The 15,082-nt window shown below is 71.7% G+C and carries 7 protein-coding genes; 2 read left to right on the top strand and 5 right to left on the bottom strand.

What is annotated here, in order from left to right; genetic code table 11:
• Positions 1–359 precede the first annotated feature (359 nt).
• From ACLJRM_RS43300 to ACLJRM_RS43280, 5 genes are read right to left on the bottom strand one after another with little or no spacing between them, the layout of a single operon-like run.
• On the bottom strand, positions 360–1,493 hold the full coding sequence (locus ACLJRM_RS43300; protein WP_101608573.1) for a glycosyltransferase: 1,134 nt from the start codon (positions 1,491–1,493) through the stop codon (positions 360–362).
• Complete coding sequence (locus tag ACLJRM_RS43295) at positions 1,490–2,275, bottom strand: alpha/beta fold hydrolase (RefSeq protein ID WP_101608574.1); 786 nt, start codon at positions 2,273–2,275, stop codon at positions 1,490–1,492. Before ACLJRM_RS43295 ends, ACLJRM_RS43300 begins: the two co-directional genes overlap by 4 nt.
• Before the next feature lie 4 nt (positions 2,276–2,279).
• Positions 2,280–2,579, bottom strand: a complete 300-nt coding sequence (locus ACLJRM_RS43290) for a phosphopantetheine-binding protein (RefSeq protein WP_101608575.1) — start codon at positions 2,577–2,579, stop codon at positions 2,280–2,282.
• A gap of 15 nt (positions 2,580–2,594) precedes the next feature.
• Positions 2,595–6,635, bottom strand: coding sequence for a beta-ketoacyl synthase N-terminal-like domain-containing protein (locus tag ACLJRM_RS43285; protein ID WP_410666347.1), 4,041 nt, complete (start codon positions 6,633–6,635; stop codon positions 2,595–2,597).
• Between the two features lie 8 nt (positions 6,636–6,643).
• On the bottom strand, positions 6,644–12,967 hold the full coding sequence (locus ACLJRM_RS43280; protein ID WP_410666342.1) for an SDR family NAD(P)-dependent oxidoreductase: 6,324 nt from the start codon (positions 12,965–12,967) through the stop codon (positions 6,644–6,646).
• Between the two features lie 301 nt (positions 12,968–13,268).
• Here ACLJRM_RS43280 and ACLJRM_RS43275 point away from each other — a divergent pair, with 301 nt between their 5' ends.
• A complete protein-coding gene (locus ACLJRM_RS43275) occupies positions 13,269–14,069 on the top strand; it encodes an SDR family oxidoreductase (RefSeq protein ID WP_101608577.1) in 801 nt (266 codons plus the stop codon).
• 2 nt (positions 14,070–14,071) lie between these two features.
• Positions 14,072–15,037, top strand: coding sequence for an aldo/keto reductase (locus tag ACLJRM_RS43270; protein ID WP_410666341.1), 966 nt, complete (start codon positions 14,072–14,074; stop codon positions 15,035–15,037).
• The last annotated feature ends 45 nt before the right edge of the window (positions 15,038–15,082 follow it).

The raw sequence follows: 15,082 nt of genomic DNA, 5'->3' as shown, positions 1-15,082 counted from the left end.
GGGCAGATACCCCGCCCGCACCGCACCCCAAAAACGCACCCGCACCGAACGCGGCAACACGAACCCGCCAGCCACCACAAACTCCCAGCTCACGAAGGATGTTGCAACGACCGCATGAATCCGCCCCGCATTGGGGACACACGGCATGCTCGGGTGACCGCCCCAGCTCACGCAAGTAGTCGCCTACTTGCGTCAGCAACCCACCCGCAGCAGCGCGCGTGATCGGGCGGCGATCACGGAGTTCGCCGTCCGAGCACACGAGATCCGTTCCTGATCACGCAAGTTACGCCTTCGCTCACCCTGGGCGCGGACACGACGCCACCTTTGACTTACCCCTTTATAGATGGGGTGGGGCCGGGCTAGCGTGGCAGGGACTCCAGGTGGTCCGCGGCGGCCACGACTCCCCCTGCCGCCGCGAACGAGGCCCGCACCCGCGCGGCCGCCGCGGCATAGGCGGGCTCGGTCAGCACTTCGGTGATCGTGCCGCGGATGTCCGGCGCCTTCACGCGGTCGAAGCGCAGCCGCAACCCCGCCCCCGCCGCCTCGACCTGCTGAGCCAGCATCGACTGGTCGTCGCGGATCGGCGCGATCACCAGCGGCAGCCCGGACGCGAGGGTCTCGCTGACCGTGTTGTGCCCGCCATGGCAGATCACCGCCGCTGCCTTCCGCACCACTTCCGCCTGCGGGATGCGTTTGGCGATCAGCACTTCGTCGCTGATCAGTTCGCCGGTGGGGTCGACGACCAGGCCTTGGACCTCGGGCATCCCGGCGAGCGCGTCGACGCATTCGGCCAGGAAACGGCGGCCGAGAGCGGCGTTGGCGGTGCCGAGGGTGGCGAGGACGAGCGGTCTGCCGTCGAGCCGGTCCCACGAGAACCCGACCGGGGGCGCCGGTGCCAGCGCCGGGCCGACGAAGCGGACCGCTCCGACGTCGGCGAGCGGTCCCGTCAGCGAGACGGTGGTGAAGGCGAGGACGAGGTGCGGGGAAAACCGCAGGTCGCCGCAGTCCACCCGGTGCCGGGTCCGCAGATCCTCCTGGAGCTCGTCCACCCACGCGGCGATCTTCGGCATGGCGCTCAGCGGGTCGCCGAGTTCGGTCGACGTCGACGCCGAGGTCACCCACGGCAGGGAGCGGCGGCTCGCCACCAGGGCGCCCGCGAAGGCCTGCTGATCGGCGATCACGACGTCGGGGCGGAAGGCGGACACCGCCTTGTCGACCCCGGGGACCATCGCGTCCGCGAGTGGGACCAAGTACTGCTCCCAGAGGAACTTCAGTGCGGCGAACCCGCGCAGGCCTTCGGGACGGCGCTCGACGGCGAACTCCAGCGCGTCCGCCGCCGGGTACACCCGGCCCGCGCGCGTCAGCTCCGACGTCGTGGGTTCCGGACCGCACCAGGCGACGTCGTGGCCGCGGCCCACGAGTTCGGCGGCCACCGCGCGCAACGGGGCCACGTGCCCGGTGAGCGGCGGGACGACCAGCAGGAACCGGCTCATCCGCGCGGCCTCCCGTGCCGGGAGATCCAGTTCAGCAACAACTCACGGACCTCTCGGTGCTGCTCGACGAGCACCGAATGCCCCTGCCCCTCGAACACGTGCAGCTCACCACGGGGCAACAAGGACGTCAGCGCGTTGAGATCGTCGGCCTGGTAGCCGTGACTGCCCAAAATGGACAGTACCGGGCAGTCGATCCCCGCCACCTGGTCCAGGGTCAGCAACGGGCCGAGCGGGACCTCCTCGGCCATCGACGTGGACGTGATCCGCTCCGCCGCCATCCTCGCCAGCCGCCGGTGGTGGGCGCTGTAGTTGGCCTCGATCCAGTCGAAACTCTCCTCGACCTTCAAGAATCGCACGGTGTGTTCGAGGATCTGCGCCATCTTGTCCGCCCACAGTTCGGTGGCGGGCTCCGACTCGATGCACACGATGCTGCGCACCCGTTCCGGTTTCGCCACCGCGTAGCTGTAGGCCAGGGTGCCGCCGAAACTGTTGCCCACCAGGTGGACCGGGCGGTCGAGGTCGAGCTGATCCAGCAGGTCGTCGAGGTCGGCGATGAAGTCCGCGATCGTGTACCCGCGCTCCGGGCGTTCGGTCTTCCCGTGCCCGCGCAGGTCGTAGCTGATCACGTCCACCCCGGCGGCGGCGACCGGCGGGGCCAGGGTGAGGTAGAAGCTCGCCAGGCTGTCGGTGCCCATGCCGTGCAGGAACACCACGGTCTCCGTGCCCCCGCCGGGCACGAGGTGCACGTTCGTGCGCAGCCCGTTGACGGTCATCGTCGGCACCGCCTCAGCCCCGTTCGCCGAGGCGGGCGGCGACGTAGTCCGCGATGTCGCCGACCCGGAGTCCGATCACGTCGTCGAGATCCTTCTCCGCCAGGAACTCCGCGAGGTTGACGTCCGCGCCGAAGAACTCGGCGAGGATGCTCGCGAAGGTCACCAGATCGATGCTCTCGAGCTGGAGATCCTCGTGGAAGGTGGTCTGCGGGGTGATCTCGATGCCGAGGACGTCGGTGTCCCCCACCAGTTCTCTCAGCAATTCGGCCACGGTGCCGAAGACCGACGCCGGGCTCTGCTGTTCGATCGTCATGCTCTGCTCCTGTTCCTAACCGCGGTTCCAGGCCACCACGTGCCCCGGTATCCCGGCGAACTCCACCCCTGGGCCGATTTCCTCGGCCAGCCCCGCCAAATCACCCTCGGCCCGGACCGCGATCCGGGGCGGCGTCGCGTCCCGTTCCCGGACGAGGGCGACCGCCACGTCTCCGACCGTCGCGACGGCCACTCCCAGCGGCGGCAGTTCCCGGCCCTGGACCCCGGTCACCGAGGTCCCGTCGGCACTGACCCGGATTTCGGCCGGGTAGACGCCGTCCAGGCCGAGTTTCGCGCGCACGGCGTCCTTGATCGCGATCCGTTCCAGCAGCCAGCCGCGCTGCCGCCGGGGCGCGCAGGCGGCGAACTCGGCGCGTTCCTCCGAACCGAGATAGACGCCGGCGTAGATGTCCCGCGCGGCCGGGCTCGGCCACCGGTCGGTGACCAGTGCCCAACCGCCTTGGTGCACTTCGGCGAGCCGATGCCGGTCCGGAAAGGCGTAGACCCGGTGAGCGGGCCGGTCGCACGGGAAACGGATGTCCCGCCACTGCTCGATCCTGGCCAGCACGGCGCCGTCCCGCACCAGTTCGGCGTCCATCTCCAGCACGTCCGGCCGGGGCAGCCGGACCCGGACCACGCACCGCAACGACGTGCCCGGCGCCGGTTCCGGGCCGTACCAGGTGATCCGGCCCATCGACGTCGGGAACGCCAGCAGCGCGTCCGCCTTGGTGGCCATCAGCCAGCAACCCAGGAGCTGGCCGACGTTGTCCAGCAGCGCGCCGGGTGCCGACGGCACGACGAGCTCGCCACGGATGTGCCGCTCGCCGAGCCCGATGAGCCTGGCGAGTCCTTGGTACGCGGGGCCGTGGAACATCTCCCGGCGCGAGTAGATCTCGGCGGCGCTGAGCGGGGGCGCGGTTTCCGGCCCCGGCGGCGGGGACGGCCGGGGCGCCGTCGGATACCGCTGGGCCAGATGGACGTCCATACTGGCGTGCGGTCCGATTTGGACACTGATCCGGTCGCCCTCGCGGGTCATCGACAGCGGGACACGCTGTGCGGGGGCGGCGATCAGCCATCGGGAGAACGCCGCGTTGCTCACGCCTGTCGCGACCGTCCCCGGCCAGGCCCGTTCCGCCGCCCGGCAGGCCAGGTCGACCAGGGTCGTCGCGGGGACGGTGGGCCGGAAGTCCGCCTCGTCCGGCCAGTCCTCGCGCTGCCGGAAGAACCGGTGATCCACCAGGTACGGCATCGCGGCGAGCGAGACGTCCACAGTGGACTCGACGGTGGAATCGGCGGATCTGCGCGCGGCCGCGTTGACGACGCTCGCCGCGGCCTGCCTGGTCTCGGCGAGCAGCGCGGTGAACTCCGCGACGATCGCGTCCGGAACACCGTCGGCCAGCTCGGGAACCGTGGTGTCGCCTTCGAACATGCCCTTGACGTCACCGTCGACCGAGAGCAGCGAGCCCGCCGTGTCGATCCGGGTCCGGCGCGGCTCCAGCACGTCGAACGCGGGCCGTCCGCCCTCCACCCAGACCGCGGTGGCCACCCGGCGCAGCTGGGCGAGCCCGGGCCTGGTGCCGGACGACGCCGGGACGACCAGGTGCGGCCGCGTTCCCAGGGTGTCCGCCACGAACGAACCGACCTGACCGGCACCCGCCTGCACGAAGACGCGGGCGCCGTCGGCGTAGAGGGCGTCGACGAGTTCCCGGAACCGGACCTTCCGCACCAGATGGGCCAGGTACAGCTCGCGGACCTCCACCGGATCCGCGGGATACGGCCGGGCCGTGGTCGCCGACCAGACGGGGATCCGCGGTGCCTTCAGGTCCAGTTCCGCCGCGAGCCGGGTGAACGGGCCGAGCCGGGAGCGCATCAGCGGGGTGTGGAACCCGGACCGGAACGGAAGCGTCCTGGCGACGATGCCGTGCTGGGTGCACAGGCGCGCGAGCCGGGCCGCGGCCGCCGGGTCACCGCAGACGATCGTCTGCCGCGGCGCGTTCTCGTGGGAGACCATCAGTTCCGGTTCGGCGGCGAGCAGCGCGGCCGCTCGCTCCGCGGAGCAGCCGAGTACCAGGAATTCGGCGTCCGGCAGGGTGAACCCTTGCGGCCAGTACCGGCTCAGCATGTCCTCTGTGGACTGTCCGGGGTACATCCCGGCCGCCTGCATCGCGGTCCACTCGCCGACGCTGTGCCCGGCGAGCAGGTCCGGCATGATGGCGAGCCGCCGCAGCGCGGTGTCGAGCAGCAACCCGACCTGGGACACGCTCGACGCGCGCGAAAGCACACTCTCCGTCGACCATTCGGGCCGCTCCAGGCCGAAGTGCCGGGCGACGTCGGCGCAGCGCGGCTCCGCGTCCGCCTCCAGCCCCGGGTAGACGAACACGGTCTTCGCGCCGTGCCGCTCCAGCAAAGGTGCCGTACTGCACCAGATGTCGTTGGGCCCGTGCCAGGACCGGCCCTCGGCCGTGACCTTCGCGAGCACCCTTCGCGCGACCTCGATCCGCTTTTCGGTCGGCCCGACGATCCCGATCCGGCTCGGGCCGTGCCCGCCGGATTCCGGGTCCGGACGGTCGAGCAGCGTGCGGAGTTCGTCCGGAGTGGACGCCGCCAGCCGCAGGATCCGCTCGGGCTCCCCGGTCACCTTGGCCCGGCGTGGCCGGGTGGGCGCCGGATCGGCCTCTTCCAGGATCACGTGCGCGTTGACGCCGCCGAAACCGAAGGCGTTGACCGCCGCCCGGCGTGGCACGTCGCCCGCCGGCCAGCGCTCGGCTTCGGCCAGGACCCGGAACCGGGTCTTGTCCAACAGCGGGCTCGGATCGGCGCAGTTCAGGGTCGGCGGCAGGACGGCGTGGTGCAGCGCGAGCGCCGCCTTGACCAGTCCGGCGGCCCCGGCGGTCGGCATGGTGTGCCCGATCATCGCCTTCACCGCGCCGATCGCGGCACGGCGGCCTTCGGGCGGGCCGAACACCTCGGCGAGGGTGGCCAGTTCGGCCGCGTCCCCGGTCGGTGTCGCGGTCCCGTGCGCTTCCAGCAGGCCGATCGCGCCGGGCGCGGTGGGATCGAGCCCCGCCGACGCCCACGCGCGGCGCAGCGCCAGGGTCTGCCCGGACACCGCCGGGCTGAGCAGGCTCGCGCCCTTGCCGTCGCTCGACGTCCCGGACCCGCGCAGCACCGCGTAGACCCGGTCGCCGTCGCGGCGCGCGTCGTAGAACCGTTTCAACACGACGATCGCGGTGCCCTCGCCGATCAGCAAACCGTCCGCGTCCCGCGAGAACGGGCTGATCCGCTGGCTCGGGGACAGGGCGCCGAGCTGGGTGAACATCGACCAGAGCGTGTCGTCGTGGCAGTGGTGCACCCCGCCTGCCAACACGACGTCGCAGCGGCGACGGGCGAGTTCGCCGATCGCTTGGTCCACCGCCAGCAGCGAGGACGCGCAAGCGGCGTCCACCGTGTACGCGGGGCCACCGAGGTCCAGACGGTTGGCCACCCGTGACGCGGCGAGGTTCGGCACCAGCCCGATCGCGGTGTCGGGCCGGAACTCGCCGAGCGGTTCGAGCAGCGCGTCCCGGAGCCTGTCGAGCATCTCCGGGCGCGCCGACGGCAGGAGGTCCCGGACCGCGCCGGTGATCTGGCGGACCGACCGGACACGCTGGTCGAACCGCTGGAGTCCGGGCGAAAGGTAGCCGCCCCTGCCGAGGATCACGCCCACGCGTTCGAGGTCGCCCAGCCGTCGCAGGCCACCGGCGTCGTCGACCGCGGACGCGGCGACGGCCAGCGCGACCAGCTGGTCCGGCTCCATCCCGGTGACGGAACTGGGCGCGATACCGAGCGCCGTCGCGTCGAAGTCCAGGCTGTCGGCGACGAACCCGCCGCGCCGCCCGTAGGTGCGGTCGGGGGTGCGGCCGTCACCGTCGTGGAAACTCGGATCCCAGCGGTGCGGCGGGATCTCGGTGATCGCGTCGGTGCCGGACACGATGTTCTGCCAGTACTCGTCCACTGTGGACGCGCCGGGGAGGAACACTCCCATGCCGACGATGGCGACCTGTTCCTGGTTCACCACGGTCTGGTTCACCACAGTGACGCCGTGTACAGCACCGAGCGGACGTCGGCCGGGCCGTAGGCCAGCTCACGCAGCAGGGCGGCGGTGCCTTCGTCCGGATCGATCAGCGCGACCTCCCGGCGTTCGTACTCGCGCGCCAGTTCCGGCGACACCATGCCCGCGTGGTCGTCCGAGGGCGCCCAAGGTCCCCAGTGGACGGTCAGCGCCCGGCAGCCGGTGCGGTCCGCCCACTGCGCGCCGAGGGTCTCCAGCGCGTCGTTCGCGGCCGCGTAGTCGGTCTGCCCCCGGTTGCCGAGGACGGCGGCGATGCTGCCGAAGAAGGTCACGAAGCCGGGCCGGACGCCGAAGTACTCCAGCGCGTCGAGCAGGGCTCGCGCACCGTCCACTTTGGTCCCGTAGACCGTGCGGAACGAGTGCTCGTCCTTGTCCGCCATCAGCTTGTCGTCGATCACCCCGGCCGCGTGGACGACACCGTCGATCCGGCCGTAGCGGGTGTGCAGATCCTTGACCACCTGCCGGACGGCGGCGCCGTCGCGCACGTCGAGCGACCGGTAGGCCGCGATACCCCCGGCCGCGCCGATCTGGTCGAGCGTCCTGGCGATCTCGCGCTGGGCCAGCACGGTGCGCACCCGGCGTTCGATGTCGACCAGCGAACCACCCCGCGCGGCCAAGGCCGAGCGCATCCCCTGTGCGTCGCCAGGCAGGTCTTCGTCGCCGGGCTCGGCGGGCCACGGCGTGCGCCCGGCCAGTTCGATCCGGCATCCGCTCGCCGCCAGTGCGACCGCCGCCCGCGCGGTGATCCCCCGGGCGCCGCCGATCAGCAGCAGTACCGAATCCGTCCCGAGTCCAAGCGCCTTGGTCTCCCCGCCGCCGGGACCCGCGCCGGCGTAGGCGATCGAACCGAGGGAACCCGCGGAGGGCTCGAAGGAGGCGCGCCCGGCGGTGTCGTACCGGACCGTGGCGGGACCTTCGGCGATCACCTCCTCCAGCACGATCCGCGCGAGGTCCACCGTGGATTCCAGCTCGACCAGCCTGGTCGGCTCACTCCGTTCCCGTGCCGCGGCACGGACGAGGCCGCGCAGCCCGGCGGTGTGCCCGGAACCCGGCCTCGCCACCACGATCACCGCGCCCTTGGCGTCCTTGAGCAGGCCGAAGACCTGCGCCGCGACCGGTTCTTCGGCGTCCGACAACGGGTTCAGCACGAGGACGATGTCGGCCTCGGTCCGCTCCCCCGGCACGGCGCCGGCCTCGGAGAACACCGCGCGGACCGACTCGGCCAACTCCTCCTGCCCGGGTTCGAAGCTCACCGCGACCGTTTTGCCGCCCACCCTGGAGAGGTCGGGCGTGCCGAGCGGCGCGGGCACCCGGCTGAGCAGGTACCGGCCGGGCGCGCGGCCCGCCGGGGCCTCGGCGGGGGCCGGTGTCACGGCGACCGGAGCCGCCGGTTCGAGCCACTTCCGCAGCCGTGCGGCCAGGGCGCTCGCCGTCCGGTCCCGGCTGAGCTGGTCCTGGGCGTCGTCGTGCACCCGTCCGGTGAGCCCGAGCTTCGCCAGCAGCGAGCCCGCGATTTCGGTGCGCTTGATCGAGTCGATGGAAAGATCCGCTTCGAGGTCGAGATCGTCGTCGATCATCTCGGCCGGATAGCCGGTGCGTTCGCTGATCGCGCCGATCACGGTGGCCAGGACGTCGGTGACCGCGACTTCTTCCACGACCGGTTCCGGCTCGGCGACGGGCACGGTCACGGTCACGACCGGCGCCTCGACCGGCGGCAGCAGCACCGGCGCGACCGGCACCGGGGCCGCGGCGAGCGGCGCGGTGCCGAGGTACCCGAGCATCACGTCCCGTTGCGCCGCCAGCAGTTCGCGGCTGGTGCGGAGGAATTCGACGACGGCCTGGTCACGACCGGGCGCGGGCTGGTTCATGGTCGTCCTCGGGATTCGTCGGGCGGGCACGAGCCCATGGGCGGGGACCTCGCCGCCGGGCGCGCGGACGGTCTGCCCGTCCACGGTCCAGGCGGGCGCGGGAAGCGGGCCGACGCGGACGCGGCCGCGGAAAAGCCGTTCGGTGCGCACCTCGACACCCGTGAGCGCCAGGCGCGCGAGCGCGGTGAGGAACCCCCGCAGCCCGGGGCCGCCGGGATCACACGCGACGACGGTGTGCGGCCGGTCGCCGAGAATGTCCTTGGCCAGCCGGGAAAGCACCTGTCCCGGGCCCGCCTCGACGAAGGTGCGCGCGCCAGCCGCGTACATGTCCTCGATCAGCTCGACGAAGCGCACCGGTGAGCCGATCTGCGCGGACAGTCCCGCGCGCACCGTTCCGGCTTCGTACGGCCGGGCGGTGCGGTTCGACCACACCGGCGGACCGGGCTCGCCGATCTCGGCGTTGTCGAGATCGACGGCGAACACGTCGCTCGCCCCGGCCACCAGCGGACTGTGGAAGGCGCAGGCGACGGGGATCCGCTTGGCCCCGATCCCTTGCCCGCGCAGCGTGCGGACGGCCTCTTCGATGGCCTCCGTCGGTCCGGAAAGGACGGTCTGCGCCGGTGCGTTGTGGTTGGCCAGCACGACATCGGTCCGGTCGAGGGCGGCGGCCAGTTCCTCACGGGACGCTTTCACCGCGGCCATCGCCCCCGGATCGGCGCCCGCGACTTCGGCGATCGAGCGGGCCCTCGCCCGGCTGAGCGCCACCAGGGTCGGGGTGTCGAACGCGCCGGCGACCGACAGCGCGGCCAGTTCGCCGTAGCTGTGCCCCGCCAGCAGATCCGGCCGGACCCCGAGATCGGCGAGCAACCGGCACACGGCCGACTCGACGAGCCCGAGCGCGGGCTGCGCGATCCGGGTGTCCTTGAGATCCTCGTCCTGCGCCGCGCGTACCTCTTCGGCGAACGCGCGCGGCGGGAAGGTGGTCGCGGCGACGTCCGGAGCGAGCCGCAGGACCTCCGCCAGTTCGGGGAAGTGCACGAACAGGTCCGCCAGCATTCCGGTCTTCTGGCTGCCTTGGCCGGGGAACAGGAACGCGATCGCCCCGGCTTCGGTGTTCCCCGCGGTGAGCCCTCCCCCGTTCTCGGCGGCCTCGCGCAGGTCCTCGAGATCGCTCGCGACGACGGCGAGCCGGACCGGCCCGGACCCGCCCCGTTCGGCGGCGAGAGCGGCGATCTCCCGCAGCGGACGGCCTTCGTTCGCCGACAGCAGTTCACGCAGCTCGGCGCGGGCACCGTCCACATCGGAACCCCGGAGCAGGACCAGCTCGGCGTCCCAGTCGCGCGGACCGTGCCGCCGGTCGGGTGGGACCCCGGGAGCGGCCAGCACCGCGTGGAAGTTGGTCCCACCGAACCCGAACGCGCTCACTCCGGCGAACTCGCGTCCGCGCGGAACCGCCGTCGGCCGGGCGCCGGTGGAGAAGGTGAAGGGACTGCTCTGCGCGTCCCAGGCGGGGTTCGGCCTGCTCAGGTGCAGCGTGGGCGGCACGACTTCGTGCCACAGCGCCAGCGCCGCCTTCATCAGGCCCGCCAGTCCCGCGGCGCATTTCGTGTGCCCGATCTGGCTCTTCACCGAGCCCAGCGCGCACGCGCCCGGTTCGGCGCCCGCGTCGAGGAAGAACTCGGTGAGCGTGGTCAGTTCGGTGGCGTCGCCGACGACCGTGCCCGTGCCGTGCGCCTCCACCAGCGAGACGTCCGCCGGGGAGACCCCGGCGTCGCGGTAGGCCCTCGCCAGGGCACGCCGTTGCCCCTCGGGGCGCGGTGCGGTGAGGCCGAGCGCCTTGCCGTCACTGGCGGCGCCGACACCCTTGACCACGGCGTAGACCCGGTCGCCGTCGCGTTCGGCGTCGGCCCGCCGTTTGAGGACGAGACAGGCGACGCCCTCGCCGAGCGCGATCCCGTCCGCCGCCGAGTCGAACGGGCGGCACCGGCCGGTCGGCGACAGCGCGCCCGCGGAGGTGAACATGAGGTAGTCGTTGACGCCGTTGTGCAGGTCGACAGCGCCGCACAGGACCATCGAGCTGGTGCCCGCCCGCAGTTCCTTCACCGCGAGGTCCAGCGCGGCCAGCGAGGAACCGCACGCGGCGTCCACGGTGTAGTTGGTGCCGCCGAGGTCGAGCCGGTTGGCGATCCGGCCGGAGATGACGTTGGCGAGGGTGCCGGGGAACGAGTCTTCGGTCAGTTCCGGCAGCTGCGCGAGCAGTTCTTCCGGGACGTCTTCGAGATAGCTGGGCAACAGCGCGCGCAGGACACCGGCGTTGGCCAGGTCTCCCCCGGCTTCGGCGCCGAAGATGACGCTGGTGCGCTCGCGGTCGAAACCGCCGTCGCCGTAGCCCGCGTCCTCAAGGGCACGCCGGGCAGTCTGCAAAGAAACCAGCTGGGCCGGGTCGATACTGCCCATCGACTTCGGCGGGATGCCGTACGCGAGCGGGTCGAAGTCCACCGGTGGCAGGAAGCCGCCCCATTTGGACGTCGACTGATCCGCGTAGACCTTGGTGTCCCAGCGCTGATCCGGCACCTCGGTGACGGCGTCCGCGCCGCGCAGGATGTTGGACCAGAAGGAGGGAAGGTCGGGGGCTCCGGGGAACACACACGCCATGCCGACGATGGCGACGTCACCGTCCACAACGGACTCCTCGGGCGGGGTGCGAGCGGAGAGCAGTTCCGCCGCGCCGACGGTGACTTCACGGTGCAGGGCGGCGATGTCGGTGCGCCGCTCTCGCAGGACCGTCACCTGCCCGGCCATGTACATCCCCTCGGCGAGCTGGCCGAGGGTGTCGACCTCGACGAGAGCTTCGCCTTCCCGCCGGATCCCCTTGCTCGCGATCCGCAGCCGCCCGGTGTTCAGCTCCTCCAGCCGTTGCCAGCTCTCCTGCGGCGGGATCCCGTCCGCGCGGAGCCCGGCCTTCAGCGCGGCGAACTCATCGGTGTACGGACTGGGCAGGCACCGGGTGAGATGGCCGGGCGCGGTCTCCAGCGTGACCGTGGACCGGGCGTCGAGCACCCGGTCCTGGAACACCTCGGTGATCGCGCCGTGAGTCACGGCTTCCTCGGTGAACAGGTACGCGGTGCCCATCAGGACACCGATTCCCGTGAGGGGTTCCGCCATCGCGGCGACCATCGCGGCGGACCGGGCGTCGTGGATCCCGCCCGCGAACAGCACCTCGACGTCCTTGGCACCGTGTTCGCGCAGGACGTCCAACTGCTGCTCCCACAGCACGAAACTCGACCGCGGGCCGACGTGCCCACCGCATTCGGCGCCCTCGAAGACGAACCGGCGGATCCCGGCGTCGAGGAACTGCCGCAGGAGGATCGGTGACGGCACGTGGAGGAAGGTCGCGATCCCGTCGGCTTCCAAAGCCTTGGCCTGCGCGGGTTTCCCGCCCGCGATCAGTACGCACCGCGGGTGCGCGGCCCGGACCGCCGTGAGCTGTTCGGCGCGCAAGTTCTCCGGGACGAAGCCGAGGATGCCCGCGCCCCAAGGTCGTCCGCCGAGCGCTTCGGCGGTGCGGCCGAGCAGTTCGGCGGTCTTGGCGCCGTTCGCGGTGGCCACCGCGACGAACGGGAACCCGTCGTGCCCGGCGACGGCGGCCGCGAAACCGGGCTGGTCGCTCACCCGCGTCATCGGTCCCTGCACGACCGGCAAGCCGGTGCCCAGCGTGCGGCACAGTCGCGCGCCTTGCTCCATGGGGCTCGCCGACGGCGGGGTGGCGAGCGAACGGACGATCGTCCGGACAGCGCTTTCAGCGTCCTCGAAGCGATTCGCGAGCAACGCCGTGAGCCCGTCGTCGGCCCTGGCGAGTTCGTTCCGTGCGGCCGCTGGGACGTCGGCCTCCGGGAACAGGCCGAGGCCGTCGAGCACCACGCCCGCCGCGCCCCCGGCGATCGCGGCCACCGCCGTGCGCGGCCCGATGCCGCCGTACGCCCACACGGGGGCGTCCTCGCCGAACCGCTCCAGCAACCGCTGCAGGAGGACGAACGTGGTGAGATCCGACCCGCCTGCCTCGGCGCCCTTCGCGACCAGACCAGAGGCGCCGGCGCCGAGCATCCGGACGGCCTGCTCGACGCCGGTCACCTCGGCCAGCACGGGGACGTCGCCCCTGCCCTGCCAAACTGCCCCTTCGGCCAGCAGGACGAGCCCCGCGCCGCTTTCGCGCACCTCTTCGTACCGCACGTGGCGGCCCGCCGGGATCCGCACCCCGAACGGGAATCCTCTGTCCACTATGGACCCGGTGCGCGCGAGATCCAGGACGCCGAGACCGCCTCCCCTGGCGACGGCGGCCGCCAGCCCCGGATCCGGACGTCCGAGCGGGTTGACGCCGAGTACCCGCGTGCGCGCCGTCGCATGACTCACCGGCGGACCTCCTGTTCGGCTGGGCTGGTCGAACCTCGCCGGGTTCGGCGATCTTCAGCGGGATTCCCAAGAAATAACCTACTTGCCGCAGAGAGCGCAATACTCCCGCGTGAAAACTCGAAAAACAAGGGAACGCGTGCTAAAGTCCGGCGCCGGAAACAAATATGTCGACACCGTCAGAACAGGCCGCTGACCTGCACTTTTATCACTCGCATTCCAGATTTCGGCAAAGCGTCGCTCACCGGCGTAACAAAACAGAAGAATTGTCATCGAAAGCAGTATCGATAACCATGGAGCGCATGTGGAAGTGACAGGACGAGTCGTCGTGCTGACCGGCGCGGCACACGGAATCGGCGCCGCCATGGCCCGGCGGTTCGCCGCCGAGGGCGCCGCCGGAGTGGTGGTCTCCGACCTCGACCTCGACGCGGCGGAGAAGGTCGTCGCCGGGATCACGGCCGCCGGCGGTGCCGCCATCGCGCGCCACGCCGACGCGTCGTCCAAAGAGGACTTGAAGATGCTGGTGACCGAGGCGAGGACGGAGTTCGGCCCGGTGGACCTGTTCTGCTCCAACGCGGGTGCCGCGTTCGGGACGGGCGTGCACGCCGCCGACGAGCAATGGTCGCGATCGTGGGCCATCAACGTCATGCAGCATGTGCACGCCGCACAGGTCGCGCTTCCCGCGATGTTGAGCCGGGGCCAGGGATATCTGCTGATCACGGCCTCGGGCGCGGGCCTGCTCGGCACCCCCGGCGACGCGCCCTACTCGGTGACCAAACACGCGGCCGTCGGACTCGCCGAATGGCTGGCCATCACCTACCGGCCGCGCGGGGTGCAGGTCAGCGCGCTGTGCCCGCTCGGCGTGCGGACCGCGTTGCTGGAACCGGGGATCGCCGCCGGGCACCCCGCCGCACTCGCGATCGCCGCCGCGGCACCACTGCTGGAACCGGAGGACGTCGCGGAATCCGTCATCCACGGCCTGGCCTCGGAGGAGTTCCTGATCCTGCCGCACGAATCGGTACGGGAGACCTACGCGCGCAAGGCGGCGGGTCTCGACGCCTGGATCGACCGCACCATCCTCGAAACCGGCGCGCGGAAGAGGTGAGCATGGACCACCGCAGGCTCGGCGCGAGCGGACTGTCCGTCAGCGAGATCTCGTACGGCAACTGGCTCACGCACCCCGACGGCGCCGAATGCGTCCAAGCCGCGCTCGACGCGGGCATCACGACCTTCCACACCGCCGCGGCCTGGGACGGCGGCGCCGCCGAAGAGAACCTCGCCGCCGCGCTGAGCGCCGCGCGCCGTGACGATCTCGTCCTGTGCACCGGCGTGTTCTGGCCCGAAGGCCCGGGCCTCAACGACGCCGGCCTCAGCCGCAAGCACCTGACCACGTCGCTGCACGGATCGCTGCGGCGCCTGCGCACCGACTACATCGACGTCTACCAGTTGCTGCGGTTCGACTACCGCACGCCGTTGGAGGAGACGTTCCTCGCGCTGTCGGATCTGGTGCGGCAAGGGAAGATCCTCTACGCCGGTACCGCGGAATGGACGGCGGAACAACTGCTGGAGGCGCGGCCGATCGCCGACCGGCACGGCGTCCCGCTCATCGCCAACCAGCCGCACTACTCGATGCTCTGGCGGGTCGCCGAGGCCCAGGTGATGCCGGTGTGCGAACGCGCCGGGATCGGCCAGTTCGCGTCGGTGGCCCTCGCGCAGGGCGTGCTGACCGGCAAGTACCGGCCGGGCGAGATCCCGCCGGACTCCCGGGGCGCGAGGGTGGGCGAGGCCCGGCCGCTGCTCTTCCCGGACCTCCTCGAACGCGTCGGCATGCTGCGCGGCGTCGCCGACGACGCCGGGCTGACCATGGCCCAGCTGGCGCTCGCGTGGACGTTGCAGCACAACACCGTCGCCTCGGTGGTGACCGGGGCGAGCACCGCGGCACAGGTGACCGAGAACGCGAAGGCGTCAGGCGTGGTCCTGGACCTCGACGTGCTGACGCGGATCGACCAGCTGCTGGGCAGTTTCATCCAGACGGACCCACGGCTGACCTGGTCGCCGCCCGCGACCGCCTGACCGGACCTCGTGAGTGGTAAGGACGGTTCTAACCGTCCTTACCAC

Origin of the sequence: Amycolatopsis sp. lyj-84, from assembly GCF_046549075.1 — a bacterium.
Classification (GTDB): domain Bacteria; phylum Actinomycetota; class Actinomycetes; order Mycobacteriales; family Pseudonocardiaceae; genus Amycolatopsis.
This window is presented reverse-complemented; position numbering and strand designations above follow the sequence as displayed.